The sequence below is a fragment of the Spirochaetota bacterium genome (genome assembly GCA_038043445.1).
Taxonomy (GTDB): domain Bacteria; phylum Spirochaetota; class Brachyspiria; order Brachyspirales; family JACRPF01; genus JBBTBY01.
The window spans coordinates 34665-53215 of record JBBTBY010000097.1; the positions used below are offsets into that span (position 1 = coordinate 34665).

Consider the following 18551-nt stretch of genomic DNA (forward strand, 5'->3'; position numbering starts at 1 on the left):
GGGAGGTACACGATGGAACATCTATCCGAAAGAAAAATATCCGATCATATTGATGGGGCGCTCTCCACAAGCGAGTCGTCGCGTATTATGCGGCATTGCGAACACTGCGTATCGTGCAGAGCGCTTGTCGATGCGTATCGGCGCATGAACGGGAGTATTGCATCGTCCGTTGCCGCACCGAAGGGATACTGGGCAACATTCGACGCGCGTCTTGCCGAGCGCCTCGCTGACGAGAAAAAACGCATCGTCTTCCCTCTGCGTGTGCGCATACCGCTCGCGATAGCTGCCGCGCTCCTGCTTACGGTCGGTATCGGCATCCCGCTCAGTATGGCGAACGGCACCGCGGATGCCGATATGCTTTCGATAGGCATCGGCGGCGAGGAAGCTCTGGAGCCCATCGTCACGGCGATGGATGATGATGAGCGTTCGAATTTCCTTAGACGCATCGATGAAGAAATAGCCGTGATACGCGGGAGGCGCTCATGATACGCATGGCATACCTACTATTTGTTATCGCGCTCGCAGCCTCGCTTCATCTCGGCTGCGCACGTACGACTGCAAGCACGGGCGATATCGAAAAACGCATCATCGTGCTGTATCAGGAGCGGCTTACGCAGGAATGCCGCGTGAGCGAGACACAGATGACGAACATCCGTTCATCCATCGAGCGTGTCATCGCGGCAAATCCGGTAACCTATGCGGATATCAATGCGAAAGAAAAAGCGCTTCGGGCGGCGCTTGCACGCTCCCCGTCCGACCCGGCTGCCGTTGAGACTGCCCTGGCCGGCTATAAAAAAGTCCGCGAACGATACCGCCTGCGCGGCGAGGAATTCAACCGTGCCGTGGAAGAAGAGTTGACCGCCGAGCAAAAAGCGCGATTCGTGCTGTTCCAGAAGGATTTCTTCCGGCATTTGAGGTCGGTAGCGGCAAAAGCGAAAAAACAGAGAACGACCGCTGCTTCGGATGAGCCGTGAGCACACAGAACGGAACATCCCGCAGACGTTTTGCGTTCGTCGCAGCATCCCTCGCATGGGTCGTGGTGCATGCATTGTATGCCGGAACGCCCGCAGCTGCCGGTGAAGTACCGCGGATGAATATCGGTTATACCGTGCTTGATTTTAAATACAAAAGCGGCACCGAGGAAAAAACCGTCACCACAGCCGTATGGTATCCCACGGATGCGCGGACAAAAATACATGTGTACGGCGGGAGCACCAGCGGGGAGCTCGCCGTTGACGGAGCACTGAAACACGGCGGACCGTATCCGCTCCTGGTATTCTCCCATGGCTATGGCGGCGGCGGCCTGACCGCTGTTTTTCTCACCGAGGAACTTGCCGCACGCGGCTGGATTGTAGTATCGCCCGACTATAACGACCGTCACAGCGCAGTGCGCATCAGAAAGGGACAGCAGGGGTTCGACCGCGCTGGTCTTTTCTCACACGCGCGGGAGATTGCCGATTCGACCATCGATGACCGCAATGCGTATCGATACCGCTACGATGAGCTTCGCACCGTGCTCAATGGCATTATCGCATCCCCTGGGTTCGGACCGAGCATCGACACGGGGAAGATCGCGCTCGGTGGGCACTCGTTCGGCGGATATACGGCGCTCGGGCTCTGCGGAACGTTGCCGGAACTGAAGGACAGCCGTATCAAAGCGGTAGTGCTTTTCTCCACCGGTACCGGCACATGCCTCTATACGCCGGAGGAAATGGCCGCGGTTAAGATGCCGGTAATGCTTTTCCTCGGTGAGCGTGAGCGCGATGAGAAGCGCGGGGAGAGGACCATGGCGGACCTCGCCGATGCCGCGTATCGCTGTTTTCCGGCAACGAAATATTATCTCGAGGTCAAAGGGGCGAGCCATTTTTCGTTCAATAACAGGTTCAGTGATAATACGGGGGCGCAGCGCATGAGCGGCACAGAGACGGAATTCGGCGTGATACGGAAATACTCCGTTGCCTTCCTCGAGCGGCATATACTCGGGGATGAGCACGCCGTTGTGATACTGTCAGGGAACGACACACGTCTGACGCGCTACGAGCATCGTGAAACGGATCGGTAAAAAATTTATCTCTATTCATGCAAAGGAGGCCGTCGATGGAACGAGCAACAGCAATTCTGCTTTTCACGATCGTGACCGCTGGGATACTCTGTGCCGAGGACAGGAGTACCGCTCGCGCGCGGTACAATGAAGCTATTGCCGTCAAACTCAGCTGGGAGATCGTTACGGTTCCAGTCGGAAACGCGGAGCGCAAACTTATCTGGAAAGGGCCGAAGCAGTGGACGAAAGGTGCGATCATCGTCATGCATGGCGGGAGCGGCACCGCTGTCGACTGGTGTTACGCGACAAAGACCGGCATAGCGAGCATCGATGCATCCATGCAGGCGCAGGTCGCTTTCAGCCGCGATGCGATAGAGCAGGGTTTTGCCGTGTTCTCACTCGATTCAAGTACCGACCTCGTCACCGACGACAAGGGACTTCCGTGCGGGAAGCGCTTCGATGCCACCGTTGTCGACGGCCGTGAGAACATCGATCTTCCGTTCATCGAAAAGGTGATACGCGAGGTGATGACATCAAAGCGCCCGAAGGGGAGCAGTCCTTCCGTTTTCATCACCGGCGAATCGACGGGCGGTTTCATGACCGTGCGTGCATCCACGCATTTCGACGGTCTCGTCACCGCATTTGCGCCCGGCGCAGCCTGCGATCCGTACGGCACTTATTTCGATGCGTCAGTGGATACCGGGCGGGAAGCGCGCGGTGTGGGCATAGACCGGGACACGGGAAAGCAGATCACTCAGGATGGCGCAGGCGGAGCACCTGACGCATCATATCCGAACGAAAAGAAATGGGAAACGATGAACCCTGCGAAGAAGCCGCCGTTCATCGGGATACATCATCGCGATGACGGCATCGTCGATATCACCTGTCATCAGAAACTCGTGCGGCAGCTTGTTGCGCACGGATATGCTATGGAAGAGGATTTTATCATTCCAAGCGTCGGCAAGAAGAACGTTCTCGCGCATCTGTGGCAGGCGGAGTACAATCCGCGCATACTCGCGTTCTTCTCAAAATATGCGGCGTCGCATGGGGAATGATTGATGCTGCGTATTGTCATACTGTTCGCAAGCGCCGCTTTTCTGTTCGGCGCTGGTCTCGAGAAAAGGACTATCCGTGTCGGCGCGATGACACGGGAATATCTCATCTATCTGCCGTCCGTATACAATGGGGAAAAACCGCTTGCTGTCGTCATCATGCTCCACGGCGGCGGCGGAACAGGAGAAGCCGCGCGCATCGAAACCGGCTGGGATAAAAAAGCGGAACGTGAGGGATTCATCGCCGTGTTCCCGGAAGGGAGCCGCCCCCATCCGGGAAAACCTGCAAAATTCGCGGGAAATCCGCAGGGATGGAATGACGGCTCGGGTCGGTTCTACGCCGGGGAGAACAACATCGATGATGTTTCATTCATCGGTACGCTCATCGACGAATTGGTACGCATCTTCGCTGCGGATATAAATCGTATATACATCACCGGATTCTCGAACGGTTCATCGCTCACCTACCGGCTCGGCATAGAACTCGCGGAAAAGATCGCCGCGGTAGCACCCGTCGCGTCTAGCGGCCTTCGCGTGAATACAGCGCCGAGAACGAAGGCGCCGCCGCTTATCAGCATACAAGGTTTAGCGGATCCGCGTAATCCGCCCGACGGCGGGGCGATAGCGCATCACGATTTCGGTCTGCCGGCCGACCCTCGGCCGCCGATCATCGACTCGATCAGACGTTATGCCGCGCATGCGGGATGCGGTGCCGAAGCGAAAACAATCGTGAACACGAACGGCGTTACCGCGATACGATTCACCGGCGGCGGCTCACAGGAAGTTGTGTCCTATACTATCGACGACATGGGCCACACCTGGCCGGGGGGACGATCTCTGCTGCCGAGCTCGGTCGTCGGGGCTATGACAAAGAAAATGAACGCTACCGATGTTCTATGGGATTTTTTCATGCTGCATGCCCGATGACAATTGTTGCGGGGATGCATACACAGGGATGCGCATACACTTGTTATTACGCCGGATAGAGCTACAATTACCTGTCATCGAAGGAGGTATTCTCATGAGGCTCATGCTCGCCGTCATCGTATTTTCGGGATGCCTTGCCGCTCAGAACGCCGACTGGAAAAGCACCGCGGAACAGAACTATCAGGATGAAGTCAACGAGAAAATGGTCATCCTGAACAAGGGCCGCGCGCGTGAGGTCGGGGCATCGAAATACCCCGTCATCCTCGAGCTCGTTGAAAAGCAGAACAAGTATCTGACCAAGGCCACGAACATGCTTACGATGTTCCGTGAAAAAGTGGACCGCGATGAGAAACAGCCGGCACAGCAGGTGTGGCTCAATTATCAGTACGTCGACCTATTGACCGATGTGCTCGATCAGGCGGTACGCGCGGGCATACTGCTTGAGACCACGAAGGCGGGCAAGAACGATACGTTCACGGCGATGAACGCAAAGGCGTTCGAGTCGCTCAAGACCGCTGCCGGTGTATACGAGGCCATCGTATCGACGATGCGGTAAAACGCTGCCATGCCGGCGCACCTTCGTCCGGACCGCATGGTGAAAATTGTATATCATTTTCCTGAATAGTTATAAGGACATGGTCGACCGAAATGGCGTATACTCGATACTGCCGTAGAAGATCCCCTGGGGGCCCGAATGAAGCATGAACGTATGCTCTGCATCCCGATGCTGTCAGCCATGTTCGCCGCTTCGGTGATGGCGTACGGCGAGGCGGCTCTCTCTGCACGGTATATCCGCGTCGAGCAGGCGAACGGCGTTCTCGCGCTTGCCGAGGTGGAAGTGTTCTCCGGCACGGCGAATATCGCGCATAAAGGCACGCCGTCGCAGTCATCGACCGCATACGGCGGCGAGGCGGCGCGGGCAGTTGACGGCAATACGGCCGGATCATGGGCGGGCAATTCCATCACCCACACATCCGATGCGACCAATGCGGTGAGCGCATGGTGGGAGGTCGATCTCGGAAAGGATACGGTCATCGATTGTATACGCGTGTGGAACCGCACCGACCCCTGCTGCAGCGGAAGGCTCAAGGGCGCGTCGGTCATCGTATTAAGCAGCGCACGTGCGGTACTCGCAAAAGCCATTATCAATGATACCGATGATACACCGTTCATCAAATCGTTCTCAGCGCTCGGCGCGTCCAATGCCCTGCGCGGTGTTGTCGATGAATATCCTTCCGTCACACTGACCAACGGGTCCGTTGAACTTATCGTGTATCTCCCCGATGCGGAAAAAGGTTTCGGCCGCGGACCGCGTTTCGACCGTTCTGCGATGGTGGGGCGCGCGGGCTATCGCGGGCATACGTGGTTCGGGCAATGGCTGCCGGGGAAGCATGATCCCGTTGATGCGAACGCGAGCATCGGCATGGGCGGCGATTTCGGCACCGGGCAGGCGGGGGCATACGGTGCGCTCGGTTATGACGAGGCGAAACCGGGCGAGACCTTCGTGCGCATCGGCGTGGGCGAACTTCGTAAGCCGATGAAGCCGGAGTACATAGAATACAATTCGAACGCGGTGTTCGGCTACCGCATCAGTTTCCGCTACACAATCGTGCGCGTATTCCCCTGGGAGATACAGCTGGCCGGGCGCTTTATCGAGTTCCGGCAGGATGTCCGCGACGTATGCGGCTACAGTTTCCGATATACACGCCGCATCGAGCTCACGCCGGATGCGCCGGGTTTCGTGTCGAAGTGCATGCTTGAGAATACCGGCGGCAAACGGATAATACAGTCGTACTATAATCACAATTTCATCATGATAGACGGAAAGCCCATCGGCCCTGACTATCGCCTCACATTCGGTTTTACGCCGCAGCTGAAAGATGTGAAGAAAGATGCGGCAGCACTGTTCAGCGGGCGCACTCTTTCCTTTTCGCGGCTGCTTCAGGCGAATGAAAGCGCCGGGTATCTCCTTACCGGGTCCGATGCGTCCGCTGCCCACAGCGCCGCTGATATCTATAATTCCCGTACGAAGGCGGGGCTGCGGATGACGATGGACGCGCCGCCGGTCATCTATAATCTCTACATCACGCCGAAAGTGATATGTCCTGAACCGATTATCACCATCGATGTCCCGCCGGGCGGGAAAAAGGAATGGCAGACGCGATATGAATTCCGCGCCGACAGCCCGCTTGGAAAATAGATAGACCGAATACTGAGCACTACCCAATGGAGGAACATATGCGCATCGGGAAATATCCTCTGGCCAAGGTCATGGTACTACTCGTGTCCGCGGCGTTCGCGCACGGTGCGCTCATCGGCGATGGAACAAGCTGGTCATCGCTCTGGAAGCGTATAGAAAAACCCGCGTTCACCTTCGATATGAACCGCACCGGCTCGGGCAGCCTCTATCTTACCGATGATGCCGAGCGCAAAATTATCGGCCAGAGCCCCGCGCCCATGTTCATCGTTGATGGAAAATCAGGAAGACGCAATTTCATCGGCGACGGTACGGGCGGCTGGACGGAAGTGAAGGGCGATGTGACCGCTGAACGCGTATCGGTGAACGGCATCATCGAAGGCATTGATATAGCGCAGACGATAACGGTTTCCGACAGCGGTCTTCGCATGAGCGCGGTCATGACACTTCGTCCCGGCCAAGCGAAGGTACGGAGCTTCTATCTCAATGCAGGTTTTCACCGCCGCGCCGAGGGCATTCCCTTTAAAGGCGAGACGATGACAGGTGCCGCGTTCTCAGGCGATCTCTGCAGACCGTTCGAGACCATACGCGATGTGAAATGGTTCGAGGTTGAAACAAAAACGAAGTCGACGGTGCGCTACGAATTCATCAAGGCTGCCCGTGTCGATCTTCAGCGCTATCAGGCGAGCGATCCGAACTATCCGGTGGCCGCCGAGTTCAATGTATTTCCCGACGGCGCTGCGCCGAGCGCCGAGGTCGTGCCTGAGAAGGCGATGTCCTATGAGATGCTTGTTACCGTCGTTGCGAAAGGCAAGCCCGTTGCTTCGACAGTGCCGGCGCGCACCGAATATGTATACGACAGGGACCTCCCTGATTTCGGCATCGGCGTATACCCGCTCGCGGAACAGACATGGCGTTCGAAGACGATGATATATCCCGAAGCAGTGAGCGACAAGGACCGCGTCTGGTCAGGCGATGATTTCTTCACCTGGGAATACGGCGCACCGCTCGATTTTTCGAAGGACGCTATCGCGCTGTACGGCTACGCCGAGGGCGCATACACGGCGGGCGGCGGAGCACTGACCGCAGCTACCGGTCCCAAGGGTTTTACGTTCGGGTTCGGTACCAAAGTGGGGGTAACGGATACGCCCGGCATACGCTACGGCCTCAACTGGGTGCATGCGATGAAGGATAATATTCGCCTGCGTATGGTGATCGAGCAGGACAGGGAAACCGAGTGGCGTTTTCTCACGGCGAATTGGCGCGGATACGAGGAGTCAAAGCGCTTCAAGATATTCGGTACCGGCAGACAGGAGTTCGAGGTCGATGCCGGTCTCGTGCGTGTTGCGCTTTCCGGATACGCATCGGTCACCGGACTGCGTTTCGAATGCCTGACACCGAATGCGTCGATATCGATACGCGAGATGAAGCTTGCGCCGTCGTCGGCGAACGTCTATTTCCGAAAAAAGATAGCACTGCTCTCAAAGCCGGTGTATGCGCCTTTGTCCCTGCGCGATCATGAGTGCTTCGATCTAGTCATCAACGGCACGACGGTGCTCTCCGGTGCGAAGGTATATCCTGTCGGTGCGATGCGCCACATCGATATCGCGCAGTATCTCATCGCCGGAGAGAATACGATATGCTATCGCCGTGAATTCCTCATGTGGTCGGGCGATGCCAACAAGACCTGCCTCATTGAGTGTGCCGCCGTCGGGCGCGACGGAGCGGTCACGCGCATAATCGGCGACGAAACATGGAAATGCAGTCTCAGGGCTGAAAGTGCCTGGACGGACGCATCGTTCGATGATGCGTCATGGAAGACGCCGAAGACCGAACGCGCGGCGGTCACAAAGCTCGCCGACTACAAGACCGAAGTGTCCGAGGGATATGAGCCAAAGCATATGGGCATGCTCGACAGCAAGCCTTCCGACCGGATGTATCCGGTTTTCGAACGTACTGCAGCGCCGGCATTCAAACTGCGCATACCCGCCGGCATCGCCTTCACACCGGAGGTCATCGGTACGGTATACAAGGCCGGCACCGCTCTTGAGGCGGAGCGTATCAGCGTATCCTCTTTCGCTGCCCGCGGCGACTTCCTCATCAGTACGGCCGCGTTCCGAACGCGCACACCGGGACCGTACCGCATCGAATGGACGCTCCTGTCGAACAAACAGACGATAGAGCGCAAACGAGAGGAGCTTATCATCACCGGGCCTGTCGTGCAGGACACGGTATCGCTTGCGGATTTCGAGCGCACGCTCACCGAACGCATGAAACGCGTCTGGAGCGTGGAGTGCACGGCAGCTGGGAGCGAGACCGATTTTATCGATCATGCCGGCATGTACAATGCGCCGAAGATGAACAAGGGGCGGGTGACAACGAACGGCACGCTCGTATACCGCGAGACGGGGTCGGGCACCTGGGATTATTTTGCCTACCGTATGCGCGGACTTGCCGCGGGCGAACCGCATATCGTCGAGGTCATCGTTCCCGATGATGATGACCGCTATATTTATTCCGGCGTCATGCAGGCAGACCCGATAGTCTATCCCTGGAATCTCCCCGGATTCGGACGTTTCGCTTCTACGGGTGCGTGTTTTACCGGCGGGCGGTATCCGCTTACCGGAAAAACGAGAGCGATACGCTATGTGCATTGGCCGCGCGCTGCAAGTGAAGCGGTCGTGGTGATGAGCGGAAGGACGGACAGCCGAGGGGCGGCATGCCGCATCATCGTCTACCGTATCGAGGGCGACCTCCCCGCACTCGCCGTGCCCGCCACCGGACGGCTTTTCGGGGATCACCTTGAACGCATCAGCCTCATATCGCCCACGGTCGGCTGTGAGAATGCGCTTGAGAACGATCCGTTCCATGCATTGAACGGGCACCGCGACGCCTGGTATCACTGGTACCGCATGTTCGAGCGCAAGATAAAGCTCTACCGTTTCCTCGGCAAGAACATGGCCATCGAGGGACTCTACATGTATTCCGATGCGCATTATCCGAGCGAACGTGCGAGCATCGGCGTTTCATCGCATGATTTCGATAAAGCGCATCTTTTGATGAAAATGTACGCTGAGAACGGCATACGCATCATGCTCGGGCTCGAATACATCGCTTCACCCGAGGCGCGGCTTGCCGGCGTGGATGCCGTGAGCGATAGGCGCATGTGGCAGGGTGCAGGTACGGCGCAGCTCGTTGACCGCTACGGACGGCAAGCGTGGTCGCGTACACCCGGCGGGAACGGCGACTTCATGCATCCGGAGACGAGAAAACATTTCCTTGCCGTTGTCCGCGATATCTACGACCGATACGCAGCCGTCGCACCGGTCGAGGGTCTCTTCCTTGTTGAGGGCATGTGGTGGATGCCGACATTCGCGTCAACCGGACACGGCAGCATCGCATCGACCGATGTAGGATACGGCGACCGTACCGCAGCGCTGTTCGAGGAAGAAAGCGGGATAAAGCTCTCGATCGATGCGCAGGATACCAAGCGATTTGCAAAGCGCTTCGATGCGCTCATGGGTACGCACCGCGACCAATGGATAGCCTGGCGCGGAAAAAAGGTGAAGGAGATGCATGATGATATCGCCGAGGTGATCGCCTCCGGTACGCAGAAATGGAAGCTCATGATATATCCTGCGTTCCAATCGCTTACTGCCGGGAATCCGTTCACCGGCGCGGCGACGCGTCAAGACCGCGACCGTTTCCTTACGGAGACACTGCGTACCGAATACTCGCTCCCGCTCGAACGCTACCGGGACGATGCGCGCATGCAGATAGTCACGCCGCTCATGGCAGTGGGTTGGAAGGGCAGGCGCAAAGAGGAGTTCGTTACCGACCGTCTCGGCTTCAACACCTGCGAGGGAACGCGCGCGGCCGTTGCATCGCTCGGTACGCTCTACAGCACGGGTCCCCTCGATGAAGTTGACTGCCCCACCGGCGCCGCGGCGAAATGGCTCTGGACGAAGGGTCTTCGCGGCGTGTTCATTCCGCGCGGCGTCGAGGATAATGCGATGAACGACTATGTGAGCGTGATGCGCGATACGACGCCCAACCTCATCGTGACCGCATGGCTTGACTGTAATCTTGAGACAGGTTTCGGGGAACAGCAGCGGCGTTTCACGAAGGCATACTATGCCACGCCGGCACTCGACTTCGCTCCGCTCCCGGCGGACAGGGTTCGCGGGGCTGCTATGCAGTATGCGAAAGGCTGGGTGCGTTTGGTCAATCACTCGCCGTATCCTGCGAGCGGTATCCTTACCGGCATCAGCAGAGTCCACGACGCTGTGTATGACCGGGATATCACTGCGGGGCCCAACGGCATTCCCATCGAACTGAAACCCAACGACATACGTTTGTTCCGCACCGAAGGGGCTGAGCACGCCGGCTGCGATCTTTCATTCCCTGCAGCTGTCGCTGACGGCATACGGCAGGAAGCGAAGAAGATAATCGACAGTCCGGGCATGAAGAAGGAATTGCCCGAGGATATCATGGTGAAGATGAACACGGCGTATTCCCGCTCGGACGCGTTCGCACTCTACGCCCTGCTCGATGATTTCGAGCTCAACTCGGCGAGAAAGAGCGCGCGGATGGCCGATATGCAGGCGCTTTTCCTCGATGACCTTGCGAAGACAAAGCATGCGCGCATCGACTGCGCGGGTACGGCGGTGTACGTCGACCGCGCGGGGAAGCGCTGGCTGCCCGATCAGGCGTTCGGCAACGGGAATGCGTACGGCAATGTGAACGCCAATTTCGCCGACCGCGGCACCGATCTCGCCATTGAGAATACGGAGGCGCCGCGCATGCATCAGACCGAGGCGTATGGCGATGCGGTATTCTATCGGATACCGGTGCCCAACGGCGCATATCATGTTCATCTGCATTTTGCGGAGACCTATGTGAACAATAAGAGCGCCGGTAAACGGGCCATCGCCGTGGCGGTGAACGGCCGCGCGTGGGATAAGCGCGTCGATCCGTTCTCGGAGGCGGGCGGTTTTGCAAAGGCGGTCGTGCTCTCCGAAAAGAACTGCAATGTAGTGGACGGGATGATCGTCATTGAGATGAAGTACTCGGTGGGCATCAACGGCATCGAGATAGAGCTGGTGCAGTAGATCAGAGGAAGACCTGAGACCGTCCTATGGAATGAACGTATCGCGTGCCTTGCTGCTAGACTATCTCTTCACGATCGAATTTTATCACGACGAGCACGGCGAGGGCGATACAGTACACTGCCATGCTCACCAGCGGTATGAGCATATCGTTCACGGCAATGACCGCTGTCGGGTCGATGAGTGATGCGGCATTCGCACCGAGCGTGCCTGCTTTCGGCCATATCCAGTACACGACCTTCCACCACGTGAGCGAATCGAGCCCGGCTGCCTGAGCCCCGGACTGCGAAAGTATCGACTGCACCGCGGATGATCGGGCGGCCGCGGCGATGCCGTCGAAAATGAAGGCAAGTGCGGTCACGCCGAACGCAGCAAGGAACGCGAATATCTCGGGAATGAGAAGGCTTAAGAGCGATACGGCGAGCACGGCGAAAAGCACGTTCAAGACGCTCATGGACGATGCGGCGAGATAGCCCGCGGTCACTTCGCCCGCATGCAGGAAATGGATGATGAGTATGGCGCCGTGAAGTAAGAACATGAACGCGGTCATGATGAGCACAAGACCGCCCACCTTGCCGGTGATGTACGAAAGCCGCGTTACGGGCTTTGACAGCACGAAGGCCTGCATGCCCTCGTCGCGGTCGCGCCTGAAAAGCCGCATCGCAAGGAGCCCGGCTATGAACATGACCATGGATGATATCACGAAGAACACGGTCTGCAGTATCTGGAGTGCGAACTTCCCCCCGCTCATCACCTGTCCGTTCACGTTCATCTTCATACCCCAGCAGCCGCGTACAAGGAGAAGGAAAAGCACGGCGATGATAAAGAGCACAATGAAGCTTTTCTGGCGTATGATATCGGACATCGTCATGCGCGCCACGGCGGCGATGCGCTTGATCGTCTGTTTCATGATACCCTCCCCGGCGCAACAAGGCGCACGAACACATCTTCGAGGGTTTCGCCGTCCTTGACTATCGATGCTATCGTATCTTTCACTATCACTGTGCCGCGGTCGATGATGAGCGCAGCATCGCATACCTTCTCCACTTCCGAAAGGAGATGTGAGTTGAGGAGTATCGTCATCCCTTTCAACTTGAGATTTTCCAGTATCACGCGTATCTCGCGTATGCCGATGGGATCAAGCCCCGAGGTCGGTTCATCGAGTATGAGAAGACGTGTATCCCCGATGAGCGCTGCGGCAAGCGCGATGCGCTGCGACATCCCTTTGGAATAGGTTTTCACGGCGATGTTCTCTTTGCCGGTCATCCCGGTGAGCGCAACGGCCTCGCGGCATCGGACCGCAGCATCTTGTTTCGTCATGCCGAGCAGGTCCGCACAGCGCATGAGGTACTGCAGGCCGGTAAGATGTCCCGGCATGCGCACATTTTCCGGAAGATATCCGACGCCCATACGCGCACGGATGTCAGAACTGGGGGTACCGTCGACGGCGACAGTGCCGGCTGATGCGCGTGTGAAATCGAGGAGAAGCCGCACGAGCGTGGTCTTTCCTGCGCCATTGGGTCCGAGGAGCGCTATGCATTCCCCGGGAGCGACCGTGAACGAAACATTATCGACGGCGGTCACCGCCCCGAAACGTTTCGTTACTTGTGTGTACTCGATCTTTGCACCATTCATAGTCCCATCATCCCCTGTCGATATCCCGTTCCATTATCGGCGATCGTGACGCCATGTCCCGTTTGATCCGTTTACCGACGACATTATCCCATTCCCCGGCGGGGATACCCGTGCATGGCCGAAGCGCAACAATGTCCTTCTCGGTGATACTGTCGCCTTTGCGAAGGTCGTGCGCGGCGAAAATGCCCCGGCGTGCGAACACGAGCTCCTTCTTTTCCTGCAGAGTGAGATGTTTCTCACCGTCGCCGGCCGCTGCACTTGCCGACCGCACCAGCGACACCATCGCGGCGAACTTTTCCGGCGAAAGGCTCATCGCATGGTCGCCGCCCTTTTTCTCCGGCGTTACCGTGAAATGCTTTTCGATGATGCGTGCGCCGTGGGCGACCGCAAGCGCAGGCGTGAACGTATCCGTGGTGTGATCGGAGTACCCGGCGATGACGCCGTAGCGTTCGGCGAGCGTTCCGATATACGAGAGCGCCGCGCGTTCGGCGGGTGCCGGATATTCTACGACACAATGGAGCAGTGCCATCTCGTTCTTTTTAAGGATGCCCTTCGCGCGGCGGATGTCCGTGTCGGATGCGAGGCCGGTGGACAGAATGACCGGCTTTTTCGTTCCTGCCGCGGCACGCAGGAGCGGCAGATACTGTATGTCACAGGAGGCTATCTTATAGCAGGGCACGTATTTCGCCATACGAAGCGCTGCCTCGGGCGAGAACGGCGTTACCATGAAGTGAATGCCGGCACGTTTTGCTTCCCGCGAAAGAACATCATACCACTCGTCCTTGAACGCTATCGCATCAACGCCGAGAAGCGCGCCTTTCTTGAGCTTGAGCGCGCGCTCATATTCCGCTTCGGCGAAAAGCGTGTCCCGCGTGAATGCTTGGAACTTCACCGCGTCGGTGCCGGACGCAGCCGCTTCGCGTACGAGCTTTTTCGCGGTATCGAGATCGCCGTCGTGATTGCTTCCCGCTTCGGCGATGATGAATACGCCCTTCTTCGCGATATGGTCTTTCAGCGAGAACACCGTCAGTCTTCGCGGCGCGACATGAGTATGAAACGTATGAGCGTGAGTATCGCAGTTAGCGCGGCAGCCACATAGGTAAGCGCCGCGGCCGAGAGCACTTTCTTTGCACCGACAAGCTCCTCGCCGGAGAGCATATTCCCGCCTTCAAGGAGCTTTATCGCGCGCTTGGACGCATCGAATTCCACCGGGAGCGTTATGACCGTGAATATCACGGCGAACGTGAAGAGAATGATGCCGATGAGAATGAGCGGCTTCATGAATCCGAGCACGAACCCGATGATGACAAGTATCGGCCCGAGATTGGTACCGAGCGCCGCGACGGGATACATGGTATTGCGGAGCATAAGCGGGGCATAGCCCTTTGCATGCTGTATCGCGTGGCCCACTTCGTGCGCGGCGACGCCGAGCGCGGCTATCGTAGCGCTGCCGTACACATCCTTCGACAGGCGCAGCACCTTCTGCTTGGGGTCGTAGTGATCGGTAAGCGTTCCCTGTACTTCCTCTACCGGCACATCGTTCACTTTATAAGCGCGAAGTATCTCGCGCGCTGCATCGGCCCCGGTGATGCGCTTGGCCGTTTCTATCTTCTTATACTTGGCGAAAGTGCTCATCACCTTTATCTGCGCCCAGAACGAAAGCACAACGGCGGGCAGTATGAGCCACCAATAGCTGAAACCGAAATCGAGCATCCTTATCTCCTCAGCGCACATGCTATACAGTTACTAGAACAAATTGTATGAATGTGCGTTAAAAAGTCAAGGAGCGGCAATAACATCTACCCCCTGGCCCCGCTATCAGAGAATTATCGACCCGCCCCTCTCCATCATCGAACGCAGATCCTTCACATCGACAGCATCGCATGATGTCCCGCCCGAGAGCGCACAGTACGCGGCAACACCCGCCGCCTCGCCGGTCTGATTCATGTTCACCATCACGCGCACGGCGCCGTACGCGCCGGTATCCGCATCGAGCGCGCGCCCCGCGATGATGAGATTATCACAGCCGCGCGGAAGGAGCGAGCGATAGGGGATCTGATAGTACGTCGGGTTAACCGCCGACACTTCGCGCCAACGCCCCCGCGTCCATCCTTTTCCCTCTTCGAACACATCCTCTCTTCCATCAAGATACCGGAATGTGATGCCGGGTCTGTCCTCATGATGCACATCGACGCGATAGCTCCCGAACGCTATCGCATCATCGAATTTTTTCCCGGTGAGCACATCTTTCTCGGTGAGCGTATACGCACACGATATATGCCGCGTTTCGCGTATGCCTATATGCGATGCAAGATGCGCGAGCACCGGCTTCGCATCGGTGTATTTTCTGACAATATCCATGAACGCACGCACATGGCGCCGGCCCTCTATCTCCGCATGGGTAAGGTCGGCCGCGTCGGCACAGTTCACATCGAAGACATGCGTTTCCGCGTGCATGACAACGCCGGGAAGACCCACGCTCGGCGCCCGCCAGCCCCAGTCCTTTTTCAGGTCAAACTCATCGCGATGCTGCTCGATCAGCTGCGCTACCGGTATCTTTCCCGTACCGAGTATCGTAGCGCACATCGTCGGCGGCTGGAGGTGCTTTTTCAGCGTGAACGGGAGCATAAGCCTCGCGGCGACATCGCCGTCGCCGGTGGCATCGATGAAATACTTCGCGCGTATCGCCCCGCGCCCCGACTTGTTTTCCACGACAACAGCATCGATCTTCCCTTCAGCCGCTATCGCCGAAACGAACATCGTGTGGAGCATCGGCGTCACACCGCTATCGACGATACGTTCATCGAGCTCTATCTTCAACTCCTCGGTGTTCAGAAAGAATGCCGCGCTCTCGTTCTTCGCTTCCTCGACGACGGCATCGCGCTTCGTAAGCCGGTCTATCGTCTCGCGTGTCAGGCCGGCAATGATATCGCGTTTATATTCGGTATCGCTAAGCGAGTGCCAGATATTCACAAGCCCCTGCGTCGCCACACCGCCGAACGAATTATGCGCTTCGACTATGACGACCTTCGCACCGAGGCGGGCAGCACGCACGGCGGCGAACACACCGGTACAGCTCCCCCCGAGCACGCAGATATCAGTTTCACGGATGACGGGGATGTCACGGGCTGCTTCATGTATCGTGCTCATACATTTCCCTCTTCCAGATACGCAATGACAGCGTCGGCAAAATCTCGACCGAAGTCCACGAACGCTTCCTGCGAATATCCGCCCGTCATGCCGAAATATGCGAGCTCGAACGTGAACGCGCACACGGCTCCCGAAGCAAGGAACATCTCCGCTGCCGTCGGCGAGGCGCGCGTATTCCATTCGACGCCCTTCTCGATATCCTGCCCCGGCTCATAGCGCACGGCATTCCCCGGGCGATTTGCTGTCGCCGCATGAAGATGCCGAGCAATGCGTTCCATGCGCTCCTTCACGGGGCTGTCCTGCTTGACGAAGAATGGGTAGTCGTTTCGGCCGCCCCATTTGTACGGGGCATGGCAGTCAATGGCGAGCACACTATGAATCTCTCGCATGTATGCGGTGAGTGCCCTCGTTTCGGGATAAAGCGGCGCATCGATGTAATCACGATTGTGATCGTGCGGGATGCGCGACTTCCCCTGATCGCCGTTCTCAACGCCGTCGATATCGACGAAGGGGATGAAATGGAAGCGATGGGTGCGGAGGATATCATTGCCGATGAGACGGTCGATGATGCCCTCGAGCTGATATGACGCCGTCGATTCGCAGGCGTGATGCCGCGCGGTGAAAACAATATCGCGGTGAGCGGACGCATCCCCGAGGGTAAGGAGCGGCACCTCGCGACCCTGACGGGAACGCGTGAGTGCCGTGCGCTTGACGGCGGCATATTTCGCAGCAGAGAGGAAGCGGTCAAGATCGCGCACAAGATAGGGAATGCAGAAACAGAAATATACCGCAGCATCGTTCTGAAACGTGTACGTGAACGCCTTCTCATCGACGACAGACAATGTTCCCGCCCATTCCCATCGTATCCCATCGCGGCTCACCGCCGGGCCGTAACGGCCCACGATATCCTCGGTGAAACGGAAAACGAGCGTCCGCGGGGAAGCGTTCTCGATACGGAAATTCCAGTAGAACCATGTCCCGTTCGTATCGCGGAGGTCCTGTCTCAAGAATACCGTATCGCCCTCGATGCGGTCGAGAATGATATTCCCGCCGGAATGGTCGGCGCGTATGACGACATCACGCATTGAGAAGCACCCCGCTTTTCACAAGATCGTCCCTGATGAGCGCATAGGGCACATCGTTCGCGGCGCGTTTTTCCGCTAGCGCATGCGAGGCTATGATACCCGCCGCCTCGCCGAGCGCCATGCATGTCGCCATGAGACGGAACGTGGTTATCACGCGCGGCTCGCTCGAGATATTCCGTCCTGCGGCGATGACATTCGTGAGCGTTGCGGGAAGCATGGCCTTGTACGGAACGGCGCGAACACCGCCCGTCCTCGCCCATGACGCGCTGAAGCTTTTCGAGTAATGATCGCCGTAATAGCATTTTGAGTTCACGACGGGTTCAGCGACCGCTTCGTTCGCGAGTATCGCCTTCTCGGTCACGGCCGCTTTCCCGATGATGTTCCGCGCAGCGCGTATGCCGATGGAATCCGCGATGTCGGCGAGGTATGCGTTCTCAAACCCGTCGAAATTATTTTTGAACCACTCGGAGCCGGCGAAGGCCTGTCGGCGAAGCTCCTTGTCCATCTCGGTCAATGATGCCGATGTTGTCGCAACACCCGATGTCATCGTGAAATTAAGATGCGTCTCGCCCGGATGCATGGGAATGGAGAACCCCATGAAATTATCCTGCCCCTTGACCGGCACCGCTCCCTGTGCGGACAATTCCTTGAAGCGCTTCGCTGTGATTGAGCGTTTGAAATCCCGTACGCCGCCCATGTGCATGAGAAGCGTTTTTGTCATCGATTCATCAGCGCCGTGCTCGCGCGTTTCGCCGCCCGCACGATACACAAGGTGTGCGTCGCCCGTGGCATCGATGAATACCTTCGCGGGTATGCGCATGATCCCTTCGCGGCAATTGACGAACACAGCGGCGACCGAATCCCCATCGCGCTCAACGGCGATAAGCGATGCATAATAGAGCGTCGTCACGCCCGCTGTATCGAGCATGCGGTTCATCGTGAACTGTATCGCCGGCTTTGTGGTGATGACGCTTGCCGTAAGGGGCTTATCCGCAATGGGCATGATGTAACTATCGCCATTATTGATCGCCGCACAACTGATGCCATCGAGCGAACGGGCGAACTCATCGGCAATGCCGGCGACTATCTGTTTCCCGTCATCCACATAGCCCATGATGTTCGGACAAAGCGAGGCGCTCCCGACACCGCCGGGAAAACCGTACTGCTCAATGATGAGCGTCGTAAGCCCGCGACGCGCGGACGACAGCGCCGCGCCGAAACCGGCGGGACCGGCTCCTGCCACTATCACGTCGAATGAACCGATGGTATTCTCGACTTGTGCCTGCCGGAATGCGTCCATACACTGACATCCTTATCATATATTTCGAGATGAGCAATCGCTTCCGACGCGATCGG

Annotated in this window: 15 protein-coding genes; 8 read left to right on the plus strand and 7 right to left on the minus strand. The window is 57.7% G+C overall.

The features are described 5' to 3' along the window. Positions 1–12: 12 nt before the first annotated feature. The 8 genes from AABZ39_14025 (at position 13) to AABZ39_14060 (ending at position 11328) form a co-directional block, all read left to right on the plus strand. On the plus strand, positions 13–486 hold the full coding sequence (locus tag AABZ39_14025) for a zf-HC2 domain-containing protein (GenBank protein ID MEK6795895.1): 474 nt from the start codon (positions 13–15) through the stop codon (positions 484–486). A 5-nt stretch (positions 487–491) separates the two neighbouring features. After that, a complete protein-coding gene (locus AABZ39_14030; GenBank protein MEK6795896.1) occupies positions 492–974 on the plus strand; it encodes a hypothetical protein in 483 nt (160 codons plus the stop codon). Beyond that, positions 971–2062 (plus strand): hypothetical protein, encoded by a 1092-nt coding sequence (locus tag AABZ39_14035; GenBank protein ID MEK6795897.1) that lies wholly within the window; start codon positions 971–973, stop codon positions 2060–2062. Before AABZ39_14030 ends, AABZ39_14035 begins: the two co-directional genes overlap by 4 nt. A gap of 35 nt (positions 2063–2097) precedes the next feature. Next, positions 2098–3096 (plus strand): hypothetical protein, encoded by a 999-nt coding sequence (locus AABZ39_14040; GenBank protein MEK6795898.1) that lies wholly within the window; start codon positions 2098–2100, stop codon positions 3094–3096. A 3-nt stretch (positions 3097–3099) separates the two neighbouring features. Further along, positions 3100–4020 carry a PHB depolymerase family esterase gene (locus tag AABZ39_14045; protein MEK6795899.1) on the plus strand — a complete coding sequence of 307 codons (921 nt, stop codon included), beginning with the start codon at positions 3100–3102 and terminating at the stop codon, positions 4018–4020. Between the two features lie 94 nt (positions 4021–4114). Beyond that, positions 4115–4576 (plus strand): hypothetical protein, encoded by a 462-nt coding sequence (locus AABZ39_14050; GenBank protein ID MEK6795900.1) that lies wholly within the window; start codon positions 4115–4117, stop codon positions 4574–4576. Positions 4577–4714: 138 nt separating this feature from the next. Further along, positions 4715–6220 (plus strand): discoidin domain-containing protein, encoded by a 1506-nt coding sequence (locus AABZ39_14055; GenBank protein MEK6795901.1) that lies wholly within the window; start codon positions 4715–4717, stop codon positions 6218–6220. Positions 6221–6258: 38 nt separating this feature from the next. Next, positions 6259–11328 (plus strand): malectin domain-containing carbohydrate-binding protein, encoded by a 5070-nt coding sequence (locus tag AABZ39_14060; protein MEK6795902.1) that lies wholly within the window; start codon positions 6259–6261, stop codon positions 11326–11328. Positions 11329–11383: 55 nt separating this feature from the next. Here AABZ39_14060 and AABZ39_14065 read toward each other — a convergent pair whose 3' ends face one another. The 7 genes from AABZ39_14065 to AABZ39_14095 all read right to left on the minus strand — a co-directional run bounded on the left by AABZ39_14065 (position 11384) and on the right by AABZ39_14095 (position 18495). Continuing rightward, the gene (locus AABZ39_14065) at positions 11384–12235 is read right to left on the minus strand and encodes an ABC-2 transporter permease (GenBank protein ID MEK6795903.1); all 852 of its coding nucleotides are present in this window, start codon (positions 12233–12235) and stop codon (positions 11384–11386) included. Continuing rightward, positions 12232–12960, minus strand: coding sequence for an ABC transporter ATP-binding protein (locus AABZ39_14070; protein MEK6795904.1), 729 nt, complete (start codon positions 12958–12960; stop codon positions 12232–12234). The genes AABZ39_14065 and AABZ39_14070 overlap by 4 nt, the downstream gene beginning before the upstream one ends. A gap of 7 nt (positions 12961–12967) precedes the next feature. Next, positions 12968–13984 carry an N-acetylneuraminate synthase family protein gene (locus AABZ39_14075; protein MEK6795905.1) on the minus strand — a complete coding sequence of 339 codons (1017 nt, stop codon included), beginning with the start codon at positions 13982–13984 and terminating at the stop codon, positions 12968–12970. A 2-nt stretch (positions 13985–13986) separates the two neighbouring features. After that, the gene (locus tag AABZ39_14080; protein ID MEK6795906.1) at positions 13987–14673 is read right to left on the minus strand and encodes a zinc metallopeptidase; all 687 of its coding nucleotides are present in this window, start codon (positions 14671–14673) and stop codon (positions 13987–13989) included. Between the two features lie 105 nt (positions 14674–14778). After that, positions 14779–16110, minus strand: a complete 1332-nt coding sequence (locus AABZ39_14085; protein MEK6795907.1) for an FAD-dependent oxidoreductase — start codon at positions 16108–16110, stop codon at positions 14779–14781. Beyond that, positions 16107–17195 (minus strand): M14 family zinc carboxypeptidase, encoded by a 1089-nt coding sequence (locus tag AABZ39_14090; protein ID MEK6795908.1) that lies wholly within the window; start codon positions 17193–17195, stop codon positions 16107–16109. Before AABZ39_14090 ends, AABZ39_14085 begins: the two co-directional genes overlap by 4 nt. Then, positions 17188–18495, minus strand: coding sequence for an FAD-dependent oxidoreductase (locus AABZ39_14095; protein ID MEK6795909.1), 1308 nt, complete (start codon positions 18493–18495; stop codon positions 17188–17190). The genes AABZ39_14090 and AABZ39_14095 overlap by 8 nt, the downstream gene beginning before the upstream one ends. Between the last annotated feature and the right edge of the window lie 56 nt (positions 18496–18551).

Excerpts from the sequence above, each read along its gene's own strand:
- AABZ39_14095 (MEK6795909.1), bottom strand. The coding sequence starts at position 18,495 with ATGGACGCATTCCGGCAGGCACAAGTCGAGAATACCATCGGTTCATTC.
- AABZ39_14085 (MEK6795907.1), bottom strand. The coding sequence starts at position 16,110 with ATGAGCACGATACATGAAGCAGCCCGTGACATCCCCGTCATCCGTGAA.
- AABZ39_14050 (MEK6795900.1), top strand. The coding sequence starts at position 4,115 with ATGAGGCTCATGCTCGCCGTCATCGTATTTTCGGGATGCCTTGCCGCT.
- AABZ39_14080 (MEK6795906.1), bottom strand. The coding sequence starts at position 14,673 with ATGCTCGATTTCGGTTTCAGCTATTGGTGGCTCATACTGCCCGCCGTT.
- AABZ39_14090 (MEK6795908.1), bottom strand. The coding sequence starts at position 17,195 with ATGCGTGATGTCGTCATACGCGCCGACCATTCCGGCGGGAATATCATT.
- AABZ39_14055 (MEK6795901.1), top strand. The coding sequence starts at position 4,715 with ATGAAGCATGAACGTATGCTCTGCATCCCGATGCTGTCAGCCATGTTC.
- AABZ39_14060 (MEK6795902.1), top strand. The coding sequence starts at position 6,259 with ATGCGCATCGGGAAATATCCTCTGGCCAAGGTCATGGTACTACTCGTG.
- AABZ39_14030 (MEK6795896.1), top strand. The coding sequence starts at position 492 with ATGGCATACCTACTATTTGTTATCGCGCTCGCAGCCTCGCTTCATCTC.
- AABZ39_14040 (MEK6795898.1), top strand. The coding sequence starts at position 2,098 with ATGGAACGAGCAACAGCAATTCTGCTTTTCACGATCGTGACCGCTGGG.
- AABZ39_14045 (MEK6795899.1), top strand. The coding sequence starts at position 3,100 with ATGCTGCGTATTGTCATACTGTTCGCAAGCGCCGCTTTTCTGTTCGGC.
- AABZ39_14065 (MEK6795903.1), bottom strand. The coding sequence starts at position 12,235 with ATGAAACAGACGATCAAGCGCATCGCCGCCGTGGCGCGCATGACGATG.
- AABZ39_14025 (MEK6795895.1), top strand. The coding sequence starts at position 13 with ATGGAACATCTATCCGAAAGAAAAATATCCGATCATATTGATGGGGCG.
- AABZ39_14070 (MEK6795904.1), bottom strand. The coding sequence starts at position 12,960 with ATGAATGGTGCAAAGATCGAGTACACACAAGTAACGAAACGTTTCGGG.